This window comes from Devosia sp. Leaf64 (assembly GCF_001421945.1).
Classification (GTDB): domain Bacteria; phylum Pseudomonadota; class Alphaproteobacteria; order Rhizobiales; family Devosiaceae; genus Devosia.
In genome coordinates this window covers 373,308-394,746 of record NZ_LMLO01000021.1, presented here as the reverse complement: position 1 = coordinate 394,746, position 21,439 = coordinate 373,308, and the positions used below count along the sequence as shown (strand labels likewise).

Below are 21,439 nucleotides of genomic sequence, written 5' to 3'. Positions count from 1 at the left end.
TGGGCTCGCCTCAGGCTTATCTAGACCAAATGCGGAGCACCCCGACCATGACTGATGCCCCTGTGCTCCTGTCGCTGCAAAATATCACCAAGCGGTTTGGCGCCTTGACGGCGAATGATGGGATTTCGCTTGATCTGCATCGCGGAGAAATCCTGGCGCTGCTGGGGGAGAATGGGGCGGGCAAGACGACGCTGATGAATATTCTCTTCGGGCACTATGTGCAGGACGAAGGGGATGTGCGGGTTTTGGGCGATGGCGGACTGACCGCCCTGCCCCCCGGGTCGCCCGGCGCGGCGCTGAAGGCCGGGATTGGCATGGTGCATCAGCATTTTACGCTGGCGGAAAACCTGTCGGGGCTGGCCAATATCCGGCTTGGTACCGAGCCGCTTTTGTCGTTCGGGCGCGAGGGTACGGCGCGGGCAAAGGTGCGGAAGATCATTGCCGAGAGTGGGCTTGATGTCGATCTCGACCGGCGCGTGGCCGATCTGACGGTGGGCGAAAAGCAGCGGATTGAGATTTTGAAGGCGCTTTATCGCGATGCGAAAGTACTCATTCTCGACGAGCCTACGGCCGTGTTGACGCCGCAGGAGGCCGATGGGCTGTTTGTGGTCTTGCGGCGGCTGGCGGCGAATGGGCTCGGGGTGATTTTCATTTCGCATAAGCTCGGCGAAGTCTTGGCCGTGTCGCATCGCATTCTGGTGCTGCGCGGGGGCAAGAAGGCGGGTGAGCTGGTGACGGCCAATGCCGATCGGCGGGCGATTGCCGATCTGATGGTGGGCAAGGCCGTGGCGGCGGTGGTGCGGACGCCGGCGAGCCCAGGCGAGGTTTTGTTTGCGCTCGAAAATGTCTCGCTGCATGGGGCCGGTGGCCGATCGCTGAGCGGGGTCGATCTCAAATTACGCGCGAGTGAGGTCGTTGGACTTGCGGGCGTTTCGGGCAATGGGCAATCGGGGATTGCGGCGCTGATTTCGGGGCTGGCGGTGCCGACGGGTGGGACGATGCGCCTCTATGGTGAGACGGTGACGCGGGCCGATCCGCGGGCGCTTGTTTCCCATGGTGTGGCGCGCATGCCGGAGGATCGTCAGCATGATGGCGTGGTGGGCACGATGAGCGTGGCCGACAATATCGCCATCGAAGAGGTGCGCAGCGCTGCTTTTTCCAAAATGGGTTTTCTTGATCGCAAGGCGATGCGCGATCGGGCGACTGCGGCGATTGCGGGCTATGACGTGCGCTGCCAGGGGCCGGATGCGGAAGCGCGGTTGCTATCGGGCGGCAATGTGCAGAAGCTGATCCTGGCGCGTGTGCTTGAACGTGGGCCGCGGGTGATCCTTGCCAATCAGCCGACACGCGGGCTCGATGTCGGCGCGCAGGCGGAGGTGCATCGGCGCATTCTCGCGGCGCGGGATCGTGGTGCGGCGGTGCTGGTGATTTCGGAAGATCTGGACGAGCTTTTTGCGCTCGCCGACCGGTTCGTCGTGGTGCATGCGGGCGAGCTGCACGATGCGGGGCCGAGCGAAGGGCTCGATCGCGGCACGATCGGGTTGATGATGGCGGGGCAGAGCCACGCGCGGGCGGAGATGGCGTCATGACTATTCGGCTTGAACCGCGCGAGGATGCCGGGCTGGGTCTGAAAATCGGGGTGTCGCTGGCAGCGGGCCTCGCAGCGCTGCTGCTGGTCGCCATTCCGGTGCTGTTTGCCGGCGGATCGCCGCTGACGGCCTATGGCTTGATGATCCACGGCGCGTTCGGCTCGATGTTCGCGTTCAGCGAGACACTGAACCGGGCGACGCCGCTGATTTTGACGGGACTCGCCTGTGCCGTTGCGTTTCGCGCCAAACTTTGGAATATCGGTGCCGAGGGGCAGCTTTATATCGGAGCACTGGCAGCGGTGTGCGTCGGCAGTGGGCTCCTGCAATTGCCCCCTGCCCTGATGATCCCGACGGTGATGATCGCCGGATTTTTGGCCGGTGGGCTGATGATGGTCATTCCGACCGTGATCAAGCAGCGGTTTGGGGCCGACGAAGTGGTCATCACGCTGCTGCTCAACTTCGTCGTCATTCTCTTCATTCAGATGCTGGTCGAGGGGCCGCTCAAAGATCCGCTCTCGATGGGCTGGCCGCAATCGGTGCCGCTGATTGCCGAGGCGAAGCTGCCCAAGCTCTTGCCGCGGCTGCGGATGCATTGGGGGCTGATCGTGGGGCTCGTGGCGGCGCTGGTGCTCTGGCTTATGGTGCGCAAGACCGTGCTCGGCTTTGAAATCCGCGCGGTCGGCGAGAACAAGGCGGCGGCGAGGTTTGCCGGCATTCCGGTCGATGCGACCATGCTGAAAGTGGCGCTGATTTCTGGCGGGCTGGCGGGGCTGGCGGGCGTCGGTGAGGTGGCCGGGGTGAAGGGCTACCTTTCATCCGATCTGTCGCCGGGCTTTGGCTATTCGGGGATTGTGGTCGCCATGCTGGCGGGGCTTTCGCCGATCGGGACGGTGATCGCGGCGCTGTTCGTGGCCGCCGTTTTCGTGGGGGCGGATTCGATGAGCCGGGCGACGGGGATTTCGAGCTATATCGCCGATCTCGTGGTGGCGCTGTCGCTGCTCTGCGTGCTGGTTGGCAGCTTTTTCCTGCGGTTCCGCGTGAAGTGGGAACGCCAGAGCTTGGTGGCCTGAGATGGACGTTTTGTTCGACATTCTGGGCTCGGCCAATTTCTGGGCAGCCGCCATCCGCATCGCGACGCCGCTGATCTTCGGCGTGTTGGGCGCACTGATCTGCGAGCGCGCCGGGGTGCTCAACCTCGGGATCGAGGGGATTTTCGTTGCCGGGGCCATGGCGGGTTGGCTGGCGGTTTATCTCGGCGCGGGGCTATGGGGCGGCGTGCTGATCGCTGCGCTTGCCGGAGCGTTGTTTGGGCTGCTGCATGCGTTTCTGACGGTCATCTTGGGGCTGTCGCAGCATGTGTCCGGGATCGGGATTACGCTTCTCGCGACTAGCGTGAGCTATTTCACCTATCGCACTGCCCTGCCCGATGTGAGTTCGCCGCCGCGGATTGCGGCCTTCCAGCCGGTGTCGATACCGGGGCTGTCGGACCTGCCGTTTATCGGGCCGGCGCTATTTCAGCAGACGCCTCTTACTTTTTTGGCGCTGGTGTTTGTCGCGATGGTAGCACTCGTGCTGTATCGGACGCCGCTGGGGCTCGCCATTCGGGCGGTTGGGGACAATCCGGCTTCGGTCGAGGCGCAGGGGCTTTCGGTGGTCGGGTTGCGGGTTGGTGCCGTGGTTGTCGGGTCGGCGCTGATGGCGCTGGGCGGGGCATTTCTCACCATGTCGGCGTTCGATGCCTTCTTCTTTGGCATGGTCAATGGGCGCGGATGGATCTGTATTGCGCTCGTGGTGTTTGCCTCCTGGCAGCCGGGCAAGGCGCTGTTGGGGGCACTTCTCTTTGGGGCCTTCGATGCATTCCAGATCCGGTTGCAGGCGCAGATTGGGCAGGTGGTGCCGGGTCAGGTCTTCCTGATGATGCCGTATTTGCTCTCGATCGTGGCGCTGATCCTGGTGGCGAGACGTGCGGATTATCCGAGGGCGCTATTGCAGCCTTGGACCAAGGGGCAGCGCCATTAGGGCTAGGGGCGCTCGCTTGAGTTGGCGACTGCCCATTGACTGTCATCCCGGCCCTGAGCCGGGATCCACCTCAGATCTCAGGATGGGCCCCGGCCTACGCCGGGGTGACAATAGAATTTTTGGAGGCGCTTGAGCACAACCTCCGCACGCGACAAGGACCAAAAAATGTTCGAGCTGAAGATCACCAATGCGACGCTGACGGATGGGCGGAAGGGTGTCGATATCGGCGTTAGGAATGGACGGGTCGCGGCGATCGAGGCCAATTTGGGCGGTGAGGCTGGCGAGGTGATCGATGCGGATGGGCAATTGGTGTCGCCGCCGTTTGTCGATTGCCATTTTCATATGGATGCGACGCTGTCGCTGGGACAGCCGCGGTTCAATGAGAGCGGTCGGCTGCTGGAAGGCATTCAGATCTGGGGCGAGTTGAAGCCGCTTCTTACTCATGAAGCCGTGGTGGAGCGAGCGCTGGCTTATTGCGATCTGGCGGCGGCGCAGGGGCTGCTGGCGATCCGCACGCATGTCGATATTTGCGATGATCGGCTGCTGGGCGTCGAGGCTTTGCTCGAGGTCAGGAAGCGCGTGGCGCCCTATATCGATCTGCAGCTCGTGGCGTTTCCGCAGGATGGGTACTATCGCTCGCCGGGCGCGGTGGCATTGCTCGACCGGGCGCTCGATCTGGGCGTCGATGTGGTTGGCGGCATTCCGCATTTCGAGCGGACCATGGCGGACGGCGCGGCGAGCGTGAAGGCCCTCTGCGAGATTGCCGAGAAGCGCGGGCTTTTGGTCGATCTTCACTGCGACGAGACGGACGATCCGCTGAGCCGTCATATCGAGACGCTGACCTATGAGACACAGCGGCTAGGGCTGCAGGGGCGGGTCAATGGCTCGCACCTGACCTCGATGCATTCGATGGACAACTATTATGTCTCGAAGCTTCTGCCGCTGATGGCGGAGGCGGATGTTTCGGCGACGGCGAACCCCAATATCAATATCGGTATCCAGGGGCGGCACGACACTTATCCCAAGCGCCGCGGAATGACGCGGATTCCGGAAATGCTGACCTATGGGATCACCTGCGCCTTTGGGCAGGATTGCATGATGGACCCCTGGTATTCGCTCGGACAGGCAGACATGCTCGATGTTGCCTCTATGGGGCTGCATGTGGCGCAGATGACGAGCCGCGAGGCGATGCGGCAGTGTTTCGACGCGGTAACGACCGGACCGGCGAAAGTCATGCATCTCGAAGGCTATGGCGTCGAGGTGGGCAAGAAGGCCGATATGGTACTACTGCAGGCAACGGACACGATCGAAGCCATTCGGCTGCGGGCGACACGGATTGCGGTGATCAAGGGCGGGCGGGTGATCGCGCGGACGGCGCCGCGGCAGACGGCGTTGGCGCTGCCCGATCGGCCAACTCGGCTTGATCCCGCGCGGGTTGGGCCTAGCGCGAATTAAGCGGATTTAACCCCGGCAGAAAAAAGTTTGGGGCAGGCAAACTTTTTTTCGGAACCATGCTGCGGGATCTGCGTTTTGGTGATGCACAGACCTGTCCCCGGCTCGTGTATAAAGGCCTCGATCGTTCGCCCGATCGGGGCCTTTCCTTTACGCATGATGCCAGCGGCTTTAGTAGACCGGCTCCGGATCGTTTCTCGACGCGATTTCGTCGGGCTCTGGGGCTTTGCCGGCGAGGTAGCAGGCTTCGACTTCGGCGCGGCTGAGGGGAACGAGACCCCATGCCAGTTCGGGGCCGGCGCCGCCGAAGAAATTGGCCTTGCCCGGATTCTCATCGGCTGCGCGGCGCTTGAAGCGGCCGGGATCAAAAATTCCAAAGAAGTTCACCATGTCGTCCTCCATAGGGTTCTAGGGCTGAAAACAGGTGCGGCCGGCTTTGGAGCCGGCCGCTGGAGCGATGTTACTGAGTTGGGCCAGTGTAGATCTGATCGAACACGCCGCCGTCACCGAAGTACTTTGGCTGGGCTTCGCGCCAGCCGCCGAAATCGGCGATGGTCACGAGGTTGACGTCGCCGAAGCGGGCGATGTCTTCGGCGGCTGCCGCTTCCGGGCGGAAGGGGCGGTAGTAGTGCTTGGCAGCGATCGCCTGGCCCTCATCGGAATAGAGATATTCAAGATAGGCTTGGGCGAGATCGGTATTGCCCTTCTTCTCGGCATTGCCGGGGACAAGCGCGACCGGAGGTTCGGCGAGGATCGAGACCGAGGGGGTCACGATGTCGAAAGCGTCGGGGCCGAGTTCTTCTAGGGCGAGGTAGGCTTCGTTTTCCCAGGCGAGGAGAACGTCGCCGATGCCGCGCTGGACGAAAGTGGTCGTCGCGCCACGGGCGCCGGTATCGAGCACGGGGACGTGCTTGAAGAGGTTGGTCACATATTCCTGCGCCTTGGCGTCATCGCCACCATTGGCCTGACGGGCCCAAGCCCAGGCGGCGAGGAAATTCCAGCGGGCGCCGCCCGAGGTTTTGGGGTTTGGAGTGATGACTTCGACGCCATCACCGACGAGATCGCCCCAGTCCTTGATGTTCTTCGGATTGCCCTTGCGGACGAGGAAGACGATGGTCGAGGTATAGGGCGCGTTGTTGTTTTCGAGCGTGCCGCGCCAATCTTCTGGGATCAGGCCGGCATCGGCGATGGCGTTGATGTCGCTTTCAAGCGCGAGGGTGACGACGTCGGCTTCGAGCCCATCGATAACGGTGCGGGCCTGGGAGCCGGAGCCGCCATGGGTCACCTGCACGGCGACGGTCTCGCCCTTGGTTTCCTGCCAGTGCTTGATGAAGGCTTCGTTGTAATCGCGATAGAGTTCGCGGGTGGGGTCATAGGACACGTTGATCAACGTGCGGTCCTGCGCCTGGACGGTCGCGGCAAAGCCGAGGACCAAAGAGGCCGCTAGGGCGGTATAGGCAAAAAGCCTGGCAGTTCGGTTCATCGAAGGCTCCCTCATGAGACTGAACAAACCCTATCAACTCGGTAGTGATTGGGAAGGCGCGGGCTTGCTGGGGAGCTTAACGAATTAGAAAATATTTCTGAGGGCGGATGCCATCGCGCAAGGAAGCGCAAATCTATGCTGGCGACGGTCAGGCGATGAGGTGCGTGGGACGCTGGCTCTTACCACCTTCGGTCGTCAGGAGATCGGTCATCGCTTCGGGCGTCAGCGGGCGGGAATAGAGATAGCCCTGAAGATAGGTGCAGCCCATTTCAGTCATGGCGTCGCTCTGGAGCGTGTCCTCGACGCCTTCCGCCGTGACTTTCATGCCGAGCGCTGACGCCGTGCCGACGATGAGACGGACGATGTGGCCAATGGCGGGTTCGGCATCGATGCGCTGGACATAGGACTTGTCGATCTTGAGCTTATCGACGGCATAGCTGCGCAAATAGCTGATGGACGCATAGCCCGTGCCGAAATCGTCGAGCGCGACACTGATGCCGGCGCTGCGGAGTTCGCCGAGCGCAGCCTGCACTTCCTCAGAATTTTGAAGCAAGGTGCCTTCGGTAATTTCGACTTCAAGACGTTCTGGCGGGAGGCCCTCTTCGGCGAGGACCGCGAGGATGGTGGCCGGGAGCTTGGGATTGCGGAACTGGATGGGCGAGAAGTTGACGGCGACCTGCGGCAGGCCAGCCTCGAGCGCAAAACGGCAGGCGTGGCGAAGCACCCACTCACCCAACTGATCGATGATGCCGGTTTCCTCGGCAAGGGCGATGAACGCATCGGGAGTAAGGCGACCGTGGCGGGGATTATCCCAACGCACCAAGGCCTCGGCGCCTGCGATGGTCTTGCTCTTCGCGTCGTAGACGGGCTGGTAGGCGAGGTGCAGGCCTTCATTGGTGATGAGCGCGTTGCGCAGCTCAACCTCAAGGGCGCGGCGTTCGCGGCGGGTCCGGTCCATTTCCTCGTTATAGAGCGAGAAGCCGTCGCGGCCATCCTGCTTGGTGACGTAGAGAGCCACGTCGGCGCGGCGGAGCATTTCCTCGCCGCTCATTTCCTCGGCCTTTTCGAGCGCAGCACCGATGCTGAGCGTGATGGTGATGCGTTCGTTGCCGAGGACGATCGGGCTTTTGGTGCACTGGACAAGGCGCTGGCAGATCCAGCGGGCCTGGCCTTCGCTGATGATGCCAGGATGGATGACGGCGAATTCGTCGCCGCCGAGACGCGCGACAGTCGCGTCTTCCGGCATTTCGAGGGTTAGGCGGCGAGAGACTTCCTTGAGAATGATGTCGCCGGCAGCATGACCGAGCGTATCGTTGATCGATTTGAAATGATCGACGTCGACCGAGATGAGCAGCACCTTGGTCTCGGCAAGGAACTGATATTCCTTGGCCTCTCGCAGGCGGCGCTCGAACAGGGCGCGATTGGCGGTACCGGTCAGGGTATCGTGGAGCGAGAGATAGGTGGCTTGGGCGCGGCTGGCTTCGAGAACCAGGGTCGTTTTGTAGAGCCAGAGCAGAATGGCAATGAACATGCCGGCGCAGAAAGCAGCAAGCGTGATGAGCGCGGGGGCGGTTTCGCGCAGCAGGGCCTGGGCTGGCCGCGACGGCGTCCAGGTCAAATTGGCGACGGTCTTGCCGCTTGAATCCCGCAGGACGATCAGCGGGCTCGACGTCGGATCGGTGGTGCGATGGAGGTTGGCGACCTTGAGATCGGTGCCGAGCTTTTTGATGACGGCCTGATCGATCAGCTTGATCGAGACGAGAAGCAGTGAACTGCCGGGCTCGCTGCTGGGGCGATCAATGGGGCGAATGCTGATGAAACCCTGGTCGCCGTTCGAGAAGCCAACGGTTTCAAGGGCGGTTAGGCCAGTAGCATTGCCGCGCATCAGGCTCGGATCGTCGAATTGCATACGGGCCAATTTGAGCCGCAGCTCATCGATGATGGGTTTGAGGACGAAGGCGTCCGACATGAGAAGCGTGCGGCCCGCGAAGTGACCATCGACGGAGGCGCGCAGAATGCGGCCGCGAGGACCGATGATGTAAGCGCGATTGTGGCCGGCAACGGTCGTCAGACGGCGGTCGATATAGCCATTGCCGTCAAAGCCGATATCGCCATCAACGATGATTGCGGTGTTCTGATCTGTCGCAAGCTGGGTACGGATCTGAAAGATGCCGGTTTCAATCGCCGTGCGTTCTTCGTTGAGCCAGCGGCCATCGATGCTCTGGACGGCCCACCAGCCTGCAACCATGGCGACGGCGGCCATGCACAAGGCGAGAATGGCCGAGGTCCACACGATCTGTGCGGACGCGCCCCGATCAACGAAGGAAGATGAAACCGCCATGTTGCTGCCTCTGATCAGAGAGGTTGTAGGGCCATGCAAATGAGGAATTGGTTTAATTCGGAGAGAAAGAATGCAAAGCGCAGAGTTATTTGATCAAGAAAGTTGTCTCGGCGCTTTGCATCTGTTGCGCAAGTTAAGGCTGAACCTTAACCCACATCACTAGAGATGATGGCACCGTGCGATGTGGCCCGGGCCGACCGCGACGGGCGCCGGCATGTTCTCCTTGCAGATTGCAGTGGCGCGCGGACAGCGCGACACGAAGGGACAGCCGCGGCTATCGCGCGTCCATAATGGAATATCGGCAGCGCGGCGCTTGTTGCCTGTCGTGACTTTTCGCATCGGGTTGGGCACGGACTCGATGAGGAGCTGTGTGTAAGGATGCGAGGGGTTGTCGGTGATCGATGTGCTGGGCCCCTGCTCTACCACATGCCCGGCATACATGACGGCGGCGTCCTCGGAGAAGTAACGCGCCGTGGCAATGTCGTGCGTGATGTAGAGCGCGGCGAGATTGCGCTCTCGTTTCAATTCTTCGAGCAGATTGAGAATGCCGAGACGCACCGAGACGTCGAGCATGGAGGTGGGTTCGTCGGCGAGGAGGACTTGCGGGCGAACGGAAAGCGCGCGGGCGATGGCGACGCGCTGACGCTGCCCGCCGGAGAGTTCGTGGGGACGGCGGGTCAGATAATCAGCAGCGGGACGGAGACCGACGCCTTCGAGGAGGTGGAGCATTTCAGCCTTGATCGCCGCCTTGCCCTTGAGGTCGGGGCGGTGGAGGCGGATCGGGCGCTCCAGGTGATAGCCGATGCTTTGGGTGGGGTTGAGCGAGCCGAAGGGGTCCTGGAAAACCATCTGCACCTGCGAGCGATATTGCTGCATTCGGTCGCCGTGGAAGCTGGTTATGTCCTCGCCGTGGAAGCGGATGGAGCCGTTGGTGGGTTCATAGACGCGCGCGAGCATGCGGGCGCAGGTGGATTTGCCGGAGCCGGATTCACCGACCAGCGCCAAGGCGCGGCCGCGAGTCAGACGGAGCGAAACGCCGGAGAGCGCTTTCAAAAACGTCTGGTTGAGGAAGGCGCCGCCGAGGACGAATTCCTTATCAACATTGTCCATCTCGATGATGGCGGGCTCGGCGAGAGCGGATGTAGGGCTGGCCGTTTCTAGTTCAGCAAGTGACATGCAGCTTGGCTCCTGTGCTCGGGATAGAGACGCAGTTCGGGATTTTCGACGCGGCAAATGTCCATGGCGTGCGGGCAGCGCGGCGCGAACCGGCAGCCTTGCGGCAATGAGCGCAAATCGGGCGGGGAGCCTGGAATGCCCTCCATACGGAGTCGCGGGCCGGTCAGCGGCGGGAAGCTGTTGCCCAAGGCGCGCGTATAGGGATGGAGCGCATTGGTGAGGATGGCTTCGGACGGCGCGACTTCGACCAGCTCGCCCGAATACATGATGCCGATGCGATCGCAGAATTCGATCATCAGGCCGAGATCATGGGTGATGAAGAGCACTGAAAAGCCGAGCTTGGCCTTGAGATCGACGATCTGCTCGATGATGTCGCGCTGGACGACGACATCGAGGGCGGTGGTAGGCTCATCCATGATGATGAGGCGCGGATTGAGCGCGAGGGCAATGGCGATGCAGATGCGCTGGCGCATACCACCCGAGAACTGATGGGAGAAATCGCCGAGGCGGGCCGGCGGAATACCGACGAGCTCGAAGAGTTCTTCGGCGCGGGCTCGGGCGCCATCGGCGCCGAGGGCGGGATTGTGGGTTTCGATGACGTCGGTGATCTGCTCGGCGACGGGAATGACCGGATTGAGCGCGTTCATCGCCGACTGGAAAACAAAGCTGACTTCATTCCAGCGATACGCTTTGAGCCGCGCCTTATCGAATTTGAGGACATTTTCGCCATTCAGGCGGACTTCGCCGCCGGAGACGAGGCCGGGGAGACGGGTCAGCCGAGCCAAAGCAAAGGCGACGGTGGATTTGCCGCAACCGCTTTCGCCGGCGAGACCAAAGGCCTCGCCCTCGCGGATATCGAAGTCGATGCCATTGACGGCGCGGGCGATGGAATGTTCGCCGACATAGTCGACGGTGAGGTTTCGCACCTCGAGCAAAGCACGATCAGAAGACATCGGCGCTTCTCCCCCGGCTGCGCAGGAACCGCTTGATGCGGCCTATGCCGCGCGAGGCCTTGAGCTGCGGATTGGTGATTTCGTCTACGGCAAAATTGATCATCACAAGCGCGGCGCCCGTGAGCATGATGGCAACGGCAGGTGGCCAGATCTCCCACCAGGCGCCGGTCTGGAGCGCCATGTTGTTTTGGGCCCAATAGAGCATGGTGCCCCAGGTGACGGCATTGGGATCGCCGAGACCGATGAAGCTCAGGGCGGCTTCGGCCAGGATGGCCGAAATGGTGCCGAGCACGAGCCCGCCCATGAAGAAGCTCAGCATATTGGGGAAGATTTCCTTGAAGATGATCCGCCACTTTTTCTCACCCATGAGTTCGGCGGAGAGCACGAATTCGCGGGTGCGCAGCGAGAGGGTCTGCGTGCGGATGGTGCGGGCGGGCCAGCCCCAGCCTGTGAGGGCGAGGACAATGCCGATGACAAGGGGCCCTGCACTATCCACGAGACTGGCTATGACGATGATGAGGGGGAGGCCCGGCAGGACCAACACGACATTGACGAAGAAGGTGAGGATGTCGTCGACGCGGCCGCCGAAATAGCCGGCGGAAATGCCGATGGCGAGACCAATGACCGCGGCGGCGATGCCGGCACCGAAGCCGACGGCGAGGCTGATGCGGCCGCCATAGGCAACCTGGGTATATACGTCCTTGCCCATACGGGTGGTGCCGAGGACATGCTCATAGCCCGGCGCGACATGGGGTTTGCCGGCGCGGCGGTGCGGATTGTACTCGCTGAACATGGGCGCGAGGATCGAGAACAGGATCATGGCGAGGAGAATGATGACGCCAGCCATGCCCTTCTTGTTGGTAACGAAGGCGGCGACGGAGGGGGAGAGGCGGCTGGTCCAGCCTGGCTTTTGCTTGATGCGGAGTTCGCGCATCAGTTCGACCTGGCTGGGGGCGACGCTGGCAAGCGCGGCGTCGTCGAGGCGATCGAGCAAGGAACTGGAGGCGGTTTGGGTAATGTCGGCCATGGGTCAGCCCTTTCTCAAGCGCGGATCGAGAACGACGTTGGCAATGTCGGAGAGGAAATTGGCGACCAGCACCGACATGGTGAGCAGCAGCAACTGGGCCTGGATGAAGGAATAGTCGCGGCTTTCGATGGCGGTGACGGTGAACTTGCCGAGGCCGGGATAATTGAACACCTGTTCGGTGACGAGCGCGCCGCCGAGGAGGAAGCCGACCGAGAGAGCCAATGATGTGATCTGCGGCAGGATGGCGTTTCGGGCGACGTAGCGGTAGCGGACCCGGCGGTCGCTCAGGCCCTTGGCGCGGGCGAGGATGACAAAATCCTCGTTGAGGAGATTGATCATCACGTTACGCATGCCGAGGTGCCAGCCGCCGAAGCTGACGATGAGGATGGAAAGAACCGGCAAGGTCGCATGATAGAGGACGTTGCCGATGAACTCAAAACTCCAATTGGGCGAAAGGCCAGTCGAGTGGGCGCGGCCGAGGGGGAACCACTGGAGTTGGAGGGAGAAGGCATAAAAGAGGAGGAGCGCGACGACGGCGGGCGTGAAGGCATTGAGCATCACGTTGATTGGCGTGAAGACGCTGTCGAAAAAGCCGCCGCGGTTCCAGGCGGCGTGGATGCCCATCATCGTGCCGATAAGGAAGGCAAAGGTGATGGCAATGCCGACCAGAACCAGCGTCCAAGTGGCGCCATAGAACAGGAGCGACGAGGTCGGCTCGGGGAACTGAACGGTCGAGATGCCGAAATCCATCCGCATGACCTGACCGACATAGCCGAGATATTGCTCCCACATGGAGCCCGTGGTGCCATAGGAGGCGCGGATGGCTTCGATCTGCGCTTCGTTGAGGCGTCCCTGGAAGGACGCGATGATGCGCGCCGAAGGGTCGCCCGGCATGATGCGCGGGATAAAGAAGTTGAGCGTCACCGCCACAAAGAACGCGGCAAGGTAAAAGGCGACGCGCCGCAAGATGTAAAGCATCTGTCCAATCCTCGAAGGAGCCGGGCGGGACCGGGAGTGAACCCCGCCTCGGCCTGGGCAGCGTTCGCGCGGGACTTTATGGGTCTCGCGAGAACGCGCCTGTCGGGTCTGGTTCCTGCGGCGAGGCCGCAGGAGCGCAGGCTACTTGGCGATCGGCTTTAGTGAGAGAGCGTGGATGACGCGCTCACGGGTGCCTTCGAAGACGACGGGACGGACATAGGGATTTTCCTCGGTCACCCAGCCTTCGAAATTGCGGGTCGAATATTCGTACCAGGTCGGATTGGCGAAGAGGCCGATGACGGGCAGATTTTCGGCCACGGCGACGTGGATGTTCTTCATCTGCGTCATCTGCTCGGCGGGGTCAGCCGTGCTTCGGAAGGCGTCGAGCGCGGCTTCGACTTCGGGCAGGCGCATCTGGTGCATGGCCTGATAATCGACGCGGCCCTTTTCCATGTTCCGCGGATTGAACATGGGATTATAGGTGTTGTAGGGCGTCGGGCCGCCATTGGTCCACATGATGTAACTGTCGAAATCGCCCGTGCGAGCCTTATCGTTCCAGGCACCCTGATCCATAGTGCGGACGACGGCATTGACGCCGACATCCTGCAGGTTTTCCGAAATGGTCTGTCCGGTGTTGATCCAGTCGGTCCAGCCATTGGGGATGTTGATCTCAAAGGAGATCGGTGTGCCATCGGGATTGTCGCGGAAACCGTCACCATCGGTATCGACGAAGCCAGCGGCATCGAGCAGTTCGATCGCCTTGTCGGGATCGTATTGCATCAGCCAGGTATAGGGCTCGAGGGCGGCTTCATCGAACCAATTGGCATAGGTCTCGCCAGTGCCGACGGGGAAGCGTGTATGGGTCGTGAGGCCAAAGGTCGAGATATCGACGATGGTGTCGCGGTCGATGGCGACGGAAATGGCTTTGCGGAATTCGAGATCGTTGAAAGGCGCCTTGGTGGTGTTGATCTGTAGGTTCACATCGCCGCCGGGCGGGAGCCAATAATTGTTGAACTCGCTCTGGGGCGTGAAGGTGATCTCGGGATCGGTAAGGCCCGTGCCGAGCCAATCGACTTCGCCGGCCGACATGGCGGCGATGATCTGCTCATTGCCGTTGAGCTGCAGGAAGCGCAGGCAATCGATGGCGTTTTCTGCGCTGTAGCGGCTGGTCTCGTTGCGGCAGAGCTCGACCGAGGAGCGCGAGAAATTGGTGACTTCGGTCCAGGGCCCCGTGCCGACCGGCTTGGTATTGGCGTAGTTCTTGGGGTCTTCGATATCGGCCCAGATGTGCTGAGGCAGTGTATAGATGGCGCCGAGCGCGAACTTGGCGAGGGAGTCCGGTTCCTTGAGATTGAACTTGACAGTGAAGTCGTCGATTTTTTCGGCACTGACTACGGAGCCGGTATCGGTGTCCTCGACATAGACGTCGATGCCCATCGGGTAATCTTGATGAGCCTTGGCATAGTCGAAGGTAAAGACCACGTCGTCGGCGTTGAAATCCTCGCCGTCGCTCCACTTGACGCCTTCGCGCAGCTTGTAGGTGATCGACATCAGATCGTCGGCGATCTCGTAGGAGGTCGCGAGCGCGGGGTAATCCTTGTCCGGACTCCAGATATTGTCGATCCAGAGGGGCTCATAAGCGAAGTCGCGGACCATCTGCTGCGGGCCGGTGGGATTGTTGGGATTGAAATTTTCGACCAGGGCGTCGCTATCGATGGGGTGCAGGGTGAGCACGACCCTATCCTGAGCGAACGTTGGCATTGAAAGGGCCAAAGTGGCCGCGCCTGCGCCTAGAAGTGCCAGGGCTTTGATGGACTTCAGATTTTTAACCGCCAATTGATTCTCCTCCTCGTTGGCAGATATTCTGGGATCGATCCCACATTTGTCGGGCTAAGCCGGCTTCCTCCAAGTTGCCGGGCAGTCAGACGGTTACGCGACCTCCTTGATCGGTTGGACAGGCGCAACGCTAGTGCGGATGACGAGACTGGTCTCGACGCTGGCACTGAGAGGGCCAGAGGTCGGATCATCCATGAGGCGCAGCAAAAGGTTGGCCGCCTGCTGACCCAGTGCATCCACCTGCTGGCGGACGGTGCTGAGCGGTGGCGTCAGGTATTTGGCGAAGAACGCGTCATCGAACCCCATGACGGAGACATCGCCTGGAACGGAGCGGCCGAATTCACGCAGCGCCTCATAGACGCCGGCAGCGATATCGTCGTCGCCGGCGAAGATGGCGGTGAAGGCCCTGCCCTCTTCGATCAGCGTTCTGGTGGCGCCATAGCCGAACCGCTCGAGGAACATGCCGAAGACGACGTGAATGTTGTCCAAAGTCAGGTCGAAGGCTGCGAGCGCATCGGTGACGCCGCGCAGGCGCTCCTGGCTATCGCCGAGTGTAAGATTAGCAGAGAGATAGACGATGTCGCGGTGACCCTGCTCCAGCAGATGCGTCATTGCATCCCGGGCGCCCTGATAGTTCTCGAGCACGACATTGCCACGCGAGAGTGGACAATGATCCTTGCCGATGGAGACGACGGGGATGCGCGCCGCCCGCAGGATCTCGACCACATTGGGACGCATGGGATGCTCGAGATAGAGCACGATGCCATCGCAGGAGCGATCGATGAGTTCGAGGATGGCGCGGGATTCCTGGTCCTCGTCGGCATAGCCAGACGACACCATGAGCGACTTGCCGGAAGGACGGACGGCGCGCTGCACGCCAAAAATGATGCTGGCGAAATAGGGCGTTCCGATATCGACGACGACGGCGCCGATGACATTGGATCGATTGGACCGCAGCGCGCGGGCATGGGTGTTGGGCCGATAGCCCAAATCGGCGATGGCCTGCTCGATGGCCTTGCGCTTGGATTCGGAAACGTAGCCATTGCCGGCGACGACGCGCGACACGGTGGAACGGGAGACACCGGCGCGTCTCGATACGTCGTCAATCGTTGCCATGCTCTCCCTCCCTTCCACTGCCGAACCTCTATGGGACCGATCCCACCTATGGGATATCGATTTAAATTTCCTGTCAAGGCAGCGAGATAGAGGTGTGAACAAGGTCGCTGACTTTGGGGAAATACCGATGGCCTCGGCTTCATCGCCGTGTTTAGTCTCACTTCACACCGGTGTTTTGCTGTTTTTTATTCCGCGGCCAAGTCGGATCGGCCCTAGCGATGACGGCAATAGGCCAACGCCATCTGGAGTGGACCGCAGATGCATATCGATTAATTTCGATGATTAGAAAAAACTGCTGTTTCTCGGCACAGCGTCTTCACTCGTGAAGTCGTCGTCCTGTTGTTCTAAACCAGCAACTATCTGAAATACCACTATAAATTTCCGCTTCGGAAAGGGAGATGCGCCGTTCACTATTCGGGACGTACGTACCTCATGCCCTCTTGCGGACGAGGCGTTCTGCTCGTAGTCTCTTCTCGCTGGCTTGGGAGGGCCGGAGCGCAACGTCGCCGCGTTGAGATGACCAATCATCATCGTTCAAGTCGTCACCCGTAGGGCCCCGCGCCTCATGGGTCCGACTCGTCAGCAGCTTGGCCGCGACCTCCACCAGCATTGAAAACAGGGAGTGAAGACATGAACTTTTTGAAGTCTCTCGCAGCGACCGTCATGGTCAGCGCGCTTGCGCTGGGTGTGACCGCCGCCTCTGCGCAGGACAAGGGCACGATCGGTATCGCCATGCCGGAGCAGACGACGCTCCGGTGGAACTCGGACGGCGCCGAACTGAAGGCCGCGCTTGAAGCCAAGGGCTACACCGTCGACCTGCAATATGCCGGTGACGATATCCCCAACCAGCTCGCCCAGATCGAAAACATGATCACCAAGGGCTCCAAGGCCCTGATCATCGCCGCGCTCGACGGCACGACGCTCAGCGCTGCGCTCGAACAGGCTGGCGCTGCCGGCATCAAGGTCATCGCCTATGACCGCCTGATCCGCGACACGCCAAATGTCGACTACTACACCACTTTCGACAATTTCCAGGTCGGCGTGCTCCAGGCCAATTCGATCCTCAAGGGTCTCGGCTATCCGGAAAAGAAGGGTCCGTTCAATATCGAACTGTTCGGCGGTTCGCCGGACGATAACAACGCCTTCTTCTTCTACGATGGCGCCATGAGCGTGCTGCAGCCCCTGGTCGACAAGGGTGACCTGGTCATCAAGTCGGGCCAGAAGGGCATGGATCAGGTTGGTACGCTCCGTTGGGACGGTGCCACCGCACAGGCTCGCATGGATAACCTTCTTTCGGCCTACTATTCGGACGGCAGCCATGTCGACGCCGTTCTCGCACCGAACGACGGCGTTGCTCGCGGCATTCTCTCCTCGCTCAAGGGCATCGGCTATGGTTCCGCCGATCTCCCCTACCCGATCATTTCTGGCCAGGACGCCGAAGTCCCCTCGATCAAAGCGATCATTGCCGGCGAACAGTATTCGACCGTCTACAAGGACACCCGTGAACTGGCTCGCGTGACTGCCGACCTCGTCGACAACGTGCTCAATGGCCAGGAACCGGCTGATCTCGACACCACGACATACAACAACGGCGTCAAGGTTGTCCCCTCGCTGCTGCTGACCCCGTATGAAGTCGACAAGACCAATTACAAGGAACTGGTCGTCGACTCGGGCTACATCAAGGAATCCGATCTCCAGTAATTTCTGGAAATGCGAAATGGGGCTCCGCGTGCGCGCGGAGCCTTTTTTGTTTTTAGGGCTAGGTCGTTTTGCCGGGGGCAGCCGGCTTAGCGGCTCAAGCGCATCGAGCTTCGGCGCGATACCAGCCGTGGCGTGACGACGAAATGCTCTGCCTCTTGCCGCCCCTTGATCCGCTCGATCAGCAAGCGCGCGGACTGCAAGCCCAAGAGCTCACCAGACTGATCGATACTCGACAGACCATTCTGCGCCAGATCGCAATACATGGTATTGTCATAGCCAACGATGCCGACATCGCCGGGAATAGAGAGGCCCATTTCGGTCGCGACGCTGATCACTTCGAGCGCGATGAAATCGGTCCAGCAGAAGATCGCATCTGGCCGGTTTGGCCCTTCCAGCAAATGGCGGGCGGCGAGTTGAACGTCGCGCAGCGATTGGGATGACTGGATGATGTTGATGTTCTTGGCAATTCCAGCCTCGAGCATGGCGCGGCGATAGCCAAGTTCGCGCTCGGCCAGAATGGTCGAGGTGCCGCTGAAGAGGCTGAGCATGGCGATGTTCTTGTAGCCATTGGCCGCCAGGTGTCGCACCGCCAGCATGGCGCCCTGCTGATCGTTATTGTTGACCGTGTCGAAATGATCCGCTTGCGGGTCATGGTGTCCGATTGTCACCAAAGGCTTGAGGGCGGCGATCTTATCGTGATTGGCGCGATCCTCGGTCGAGCCAATGAGGATGATGCCATCCATCTGGCGATCGAGCATGGACTCGACGAGCGCCATTTCGGTGCGCACCGAGTTTTCGCTGATGCCCATCAGCGCACGATATTGCGTGCGCTCAAGGGCCTGGTTCACGCCCACCATGATATCGGCAAAGAACGGGTTGCGCAGATCGGGGATGATGAGCCCTAGCGTATAGGTCTGGCCGCGCATGCCTCGGGCGGCTGCGAGCGGCCGATAGCCCAGCCGATCCATCGAGACGCGCACCTTGGCGCGGAGAGTATCGGACACACCATAGGCATCGCGGAGCACCTTAGAGACGGCAGCTACGGAAACGCCTGCATCCTCAGCCACTTCGCGAATGGTGACGCGGCCCGTTTTTCGATCGCCATCGCTCGTCTTCATCGTGCTGTGACCCTTGGTTTTCGCCGCAACAGGATGATCTTCAGGCGCGGAAATCTATGCCCGACACTATCTGAAAAAAGTGGATTGCCAAAAAATGAAATCTGTAGAACGATACACGTAGAACATTCTACAAGACCGCATAGGCGGCAGATATATGGGAGGACAGGCGTGAACCACGCATCGGCACTTCGTACCCAGGATTCCGCACCGTTTAGCCGGGTGTGGACCGCTGACATCATCCGCCCCCTCGCCGATCAGGGACAAGGAACGCCTGCCAGTTTTGTAGCCAAGACTTTCTCGATCGATCAGGTTGGTGGCGGCGAGGTTTTGCATATCAGCGCTCTTGGCCTCTATCGTGCATTCATCAATGGGCAGCGCGTGGGCGACGATCTGCTGACGCCAGGTTGGACCGTCTATGACAAGCGGCTGTCATTCCAGAGCTACGAGGTCAGCGACCTCTTGAAGTCAGGTGAAAACCGGATCGAGATCTGGCTCGCGGACGGCTGGCTGCGCTCGCAGATGATGTGGGGCGAAGCGCCACTTTTCGATACCTGGGGCAAGCATATCGCTGCGATTGCCGAGCTGGTGGCGACGCCGGGCGATGACGCGCCGCTGCTTGTTACCGACAACACCTGGGAAAGCGGCGAGCTACCGATCCGCAAGTCCGGCATTTATTTCGGCGAAATTTTCGATGCGCGCGTCACCCAGAAGGTGACGGCGGGAACCGAAGTGTTGGCGTTCGATACGGCGGTGTTGATCCCGCATGAAACGACGCCCGTGCGAATGCTCGAGCCGCTCACGATGCAGAACTCCTGGACCGATGCCGAGGGTCGGACGGTTTATGATTTTGGCCAGAATGCGGGCGGCAATGTCGCCTTCACCGTGAAGGGTGAGGCGGGTGCCAAGGTCAGTGTCGAGCATGGCGAGGTGCTTGATAAGGATAAGCAGTTTTATAACGGCAATTACCGCACGGCGGCAGCACGGCTCGAATACATCCTCGCGGGCTCGGGCGAAGAGCATTACCGTCCGGTCTTTACCTTCCAAGGCTATCGCTATGTGAGGGTGACAATCGAGGGCGCAGCTAAGCTGCTCGACATCGTATCCGAACCGATCAGCTCGGTGACCGAGATCAAAGCCAGTTTTTCATCGGCCAATCCGCTGGTCGACCGGTTGTTCCTCAACACAGTCTGGTCGCAGCGCGCTAATTTCATCGAAGTGCCGACGGACTGTCCGCAGCGCGACGAGCGGCTGGGTTGGACAGGCGATGCGCAGGTCTTTGCGGGAACCGCGGCCTATCTTGGCGACGTGCACAGCTTCTTCCAGAAATGGACGCGCGATCTGATGGCGGATCAGCGCGAGGATGGGGCAGTGCCGCACGTCTGTCCTGATCCGACGCGCATGCAGCCGGAGCATTATCCGGGCTTTTATGGCTCGACCGGCTGGGGCGATGCGATCTACCAGATCCCTTGGCAGATGTATCTCCACTATGGCGATACGGCGCTGTTGCGCGAAGCCCTGCCCAATATGGTCAAGTGGGTCGACTTCGTCTGGTCGATCAGCGACGGTCCGATCGTCTCGCCGCCGCGCGAATGGGGCGCACGGGGTTTCTCGTTTGGTGACTGGCTGCAGCCCAAGGGTCCAAGCGCCAAGCCGCTGCCGACCATTGGCGACGATGCTGCAGCGACGATTTATCTTCATATCGCGGCCAGCCGCGTTGCAGAGATCGCCAGGATTGTTGGCGACACCGAAATCGCAACGCGTCTCGACACCATGGCCGAGGCGGTCAAGGCGGCTTTTGCCGGCGAGTTCATCACGGCTTCTGGCCGTCTCGCCTATGACGACCAGACATCTTATGCCCTCGCGATCGTCCATGACCTGATCCCGGCGGACAAGTTTGAGGCAGCCAATGGCTATTTCAAAAACACGATCGATCGCGCGGCGCGGCGGATCGGCACGGGCTTTATCGGCACACCAGCTCTGTTGCCGGCCCTGATCAAAATCGGCGAATGGGGTTTGGCCAGCGAAGTCTTCCTGCAGGAAGAGGTGCCGGGCTGGCTCTATCAGGTCAAGATGGGCGCAACGACGATCTGGGAGCGCTGGGACGCGATCCAGCCCGATGGCTCGATCTACAATCCGCAGATGAATTCCTACAATCACTATGCCTATGGCGCTGTGTGCCAATGGCTGCTCGAGGGCGTTGCCGGCTTCCGTCCCGACGAGAAGGATCCGGCCTTCAAGACGATCATCTTCGAACCGATCATTTTGCCCCAGCTCTCGCCGGTGAAGGCCGATCACGATAGCCCTGCAGGCAAGATCGCTGCAGCCTGGACGATCAACGGCGAGGCCGTGCGCTACGATATCGAAGTGCCAGCGCAAAGCCGGGGCGTGCTGCGTCTCGCCTCAGTCTACCGCGATGCGACGCTCGATGGCCAAGCCATCGGCCACGAGGACATCGCGCTGAGCCCCGGCAAACATACGATCACGTTCAATTACACCGCACCCAAGGCCGCCAAGCTCGAAAAGTCGCGGGTAAACGCCAACACGCCCTAAGGCGGTTTCGGCACATTCAACCGGGCCTCAAAAACAGGCCCATCAGGGAGGTAGACGCATGACCAAGACCAAATTATTTGCGCTGATGGGCGCCAGCACG

General features: G+C 60.9%; 16 protein-coding genes. 6 read left to right on the top strand and 10 right to left on the bottom strand.

The window, feature by feature from the left end; all coding sequences use genetic code 11:
• The first annotated feature begins 47 nt into the window (after positions 1–47).
• From ASE94_RS14790 to ASE94_RS14775, 4 genes are all read left to right on the top strand, one after another.
• Entirely contained in the window at positions 48–1,589 is a 1,542-nt protein-coding gene (locus tag ASE94_RS14790) for an ABC transporter ATP-binding protein (protein WP_062631038.1), read from the top strand.
• Positions 1,586–2,659, top strand: a complete 1,074-nt coding sequence (locus tag ASE94_RS14785; RefSeq protein ID WP_062631037.1) for an ABC transporter permease — start codon at positions 1,586–1,588, stop codon at positions 2,657–2,659. The genes ASE94_RS14790 and ASE94_RS14785 overlap by 4 nt, the downstream gene beginning before the upstream one ends.
• Before the next feature lies 1 nt (position 2,660).
• Positions 2,661–3,608 carry an ABC transporter permease gene (locus tag ASE94_RS14780; protein WP_062631036.1) on the top strand — a complete coding sequence of 316 codons (948 nt, stop codon included), beginning with the start codon at positions 2,661–2,663 and terminating at the stop codon, positions 3,606–3,608.
• A 165-nt stretch (positions 3,609–3,773) separates the two neighbouring features.
• The gene (locus tag ASE94_RS14775; protein WP_062631360.1) at positions 3,774–5,063 is read left to right on the top strand and encodes an amidohydrolase family protein; all 1,290 of its coding nucleotides are present in this window, start codon (positions 3,774–3,776) and stop codon (positions 5,061–5,063) included.
• 168 nt (positions 5,064–5,231) lie between these two features.
• On the opposite strand, the gene ASE94_RS14770 is transcribed toward ASE94_RS14775, so the two are convergent.
• The 9 genes from ASE94_RS14770 to ASE94_RS14730 form a co-directional block, all read right to left on the bottom strand.
• Positions 5,232–5,450, bottom strand: coding sequence for a hypothetical protein (locus tag ASE94_RS14770; protein ID WP_156352164.1), 219 nt, complete (start codon positions 5,448–5,450; stop codon positions 5,232–5,234).
• Between the two features lie 70 nt (positions 5,451–5,520).
• Complete coding sequence (locus ASE94_RS14765) at positions 5,521–6,543, bottom strand: sulfate ABC transporter substrate-binding protein (RefSeq protein WP_062631034.1); 1,023 nt, start codon at positions 6,541–6,543, stop codon at positions 5,521–5,523.
• Between the two features lie 148 nt (positions 6,544–6,691).
• The gene (locus ASE94_RS14760) at positions 6,692–8,884 is read right to left on the bottom strand and encodes a bifunctional diguanylate cyclase/phosphodiesterase (RefSeq protein WP_062631033.1); all 2,193 of its coding nucleotides are present in this window, start codon (positions 8,882–8,884) and stop codon (positions 6,692–6,694) included.
• 159 nt (positions 8,885–9,043) lie between these two features.
• The gene (locus ASE94_RS14755) at positions 9,044–10,060 is read right to left on the bottom strand and encodes an ABC transporter ATP-binding protein (RefSeq protein WP_062631032.1); all 1,017 of its coding nucleotides are present in this window, start codon (positions 10,058–10,060) and stop codon (positions 9,044–9,046) included.
• Positions 10,042–11,013: an ABC transporter ATP-binding protein gene (locus ASE94_RS14750; RefSeq protein WP_062631031.1), complete on the bottom strand. Its 972-nt coding sequence runs from the start codon at positions 11,011–11,013 to the stop codon at positions 10,042–10,044. The genes ASE94_RS14755 and ASE94_RS14750 overlap by 19 nt, the downstream gene beginning before the upstream one ends.
• Positions 11,003–12,040, bottom strand: a complete 1,038-nt coding sequence (locus ASE94_RS14745; protein WP_244484051.1) for an ABC transporter permease — start codon at positions 12,038–12,040, stop codon at positions 11,003–11,005. The genes ASE94_RS14750 and ASE94_RS14745 overlap by 11 nt, the downstream gene beginning before the upstream one ends.
• A 3-nt stretch (positions 12,041–12,043) precedes the next feature.
• Positions 12,044–13,018: an ABC transporter permease gene (locus ASE94_RS14740; protein ID WP_062631030.1), complete on the bottom strand. Its 975-nt coding sequence runs from the start codon at positions 13,016–13,018 to the stop codon at positions 12,044–12,046.
• A gap of 141 nt (positions 13,019–13,159) precedes the next feature.
• Positions 13,160–14,752, bottom strand: coding sequence for an ABC transporter substrate-binding protein (locus tag ASE94_RS14735; protein WP_162236102.1), 1,593 nt, complete (start codon positions 14,750–14,752; stop codon positions 13,160–13,162).
• Between the two features lie 195 nt (positions 14,753–14,947).
• A complete protein-coding gene (locus ASE94_RS14730; RefSeq protein WP_062631028.1) occupies positions 14,948–15,970 on the bottom strand; it encodes a LacI family DNA-binding transcriptional regulator in 1,023 nt (340 codons plus the stop codon).
• 630 nt (positions 15,971–16,600) lie between these two features.
• Between ASE94_RS14730 and chvE the strand changes: the two genes are divergently transcribed.
• Complete coding sequence (gene chvE, locus ASE94_RS14720) at positions 16,601–17,671, top strand: multiple monosaccharide ABC transporter substrate-binding protein (RefSeq protein WP_061907106.1); 1,071 nt, start codon at positions 16,601–16,603, stop codon at positions 17,669–17,671.
• Positions 17,672–17,757: 86 nt separating this feature from the next.
• On the opposite strand, the gene ASE94_RS14715 is transcribed toward chvE, so the two are convergent.
• A complete protein-coding gene (locus ASE94_RS14715; protein WP_061907107.1) occupies positions 17,758–18,789 on the bottom strand; it encodes a LacI family DNA-binding transcriptional regulator in 1,032 nt (343 codons plus the stop codon).
• A gap of 168 nt (positions 18,790–18,957) precedes the next feature.
• Between ASE94_RS14715 and ASE94_RS14710 the strand changes: the two genes are divergently transcribed.
• The gene (locus ASE94_RS14710; protein WP_062631026.1) at positions 18,958–21,339 is read left to right on the top strand and encodes an alpha-L-rhamnosidase; all 2,382 of its coding nucleotides are present in this window, start codon (positions 18,958–18,960) and stop codon (positions 21,337–21,339) included.
• Positions 21,340–21,439 lie beyond the last annotated feature (100 nt).

Bases quoted from the DNA above. Each gene is read 5' to 3' on its own strand.
- ASE94_RS14790 (WP_062631038.1), top strand. From the start codon at position 48: ATGACTGATGCCCCTGTGCTCCTGTCGCTGCAAAATATCACCAAGCGG.
- ASE94_RS14715 (WP_061907107.1), bottom strand. From the start codon at position 18,789: ATGAAGACGAGCGATGGCGATCGAAAAACGGGCCGCGTCACCATTCGC.
- ASE94_RS14730 (WP_062631028.1), bottom strand. From the start codon at position 15,970: ATGGCAACGATTGACGACGTATCGAGACGCGCCGGTGTCTCCCGTTCC.
- ASE94_RS14775 (WP_062631360.1), top strand. From the start codon at position 3,774: ATGTTCGAGCTGAAGATCACCAATGCGACGCTGACGGATGGGCGGAAG.
- ASE94_RS14780 (WP_062631036.1), top strand. From the start codon at position 2,661: ATGGACGTTTTGTTCGACATTCTGGGCTCGGCCAATTTCTGGGCAGCC.
- ASE94_RS14770 (WP_156352164.1), bottom strand. From the start codon at position 5,450: ATGGTGAACTTCTTTGGAATTTTTGATCCCGGCCGCTTCAAGCGCCGC.
- ASE94_RS14760 (WP_062631033.1), bottom strand. From the start codon at position 8,884: ATGGCGGTTTCATCTTCCTTCGTTGATCGGGGCGCGTCCGCACAGATC.
- ASE94_RS14745 (WP_244484051.1), bottom strand. From the start codon at position 12,040: ATGGCCGACATTACCCAAACCGCCTCCAGTTCCTTGCTCGATCGCCTC.
- ASE94_RS14740 (WP_062631030.1), bottom strand. From the start codon at position 13,018: ATGCTTTACATCTTGCGGCGCGTCGCCTTTTACCTTGCCGCGTTCTTT.
- ASE94_RS14750 (WP_062631031.1), bottom strand. From the start codon at position 11,013: ATGTCTTCTGATCGTGCTTTGCTCGAGGTGCGAAACCTCACCGTCGAC.
- ASE94_RS14765 (WP_062631034.1), bottom strand. From the start codon at position 6,543: ATGAACCGAACTGCCAGGCTTTTTGCCTATACCGCCCTAGCGGCCTCT.
- ASE94_RS14755 (WP_062631032.1), bottom strand. From the start codon at position 10,060: ATGTCACTTGCTGAACTAGAAACGGCCAGCCCTACATCCGCTCTCGCC.
- chvE (WP_061907106.1), top strand. From the start codon at position 16,601: ATGAACTTTTTGAAGTCTCTCGCAGCGACCGTCATGGTCAGCGCGCTT.
- ASE94_RS14785 (WP_062631037.1), top strand. From the start codon at position 1,586: ATGACTATTCGGCTTGAACCGCGCGAGGATGCCGGGCTGGGTCTGAAA.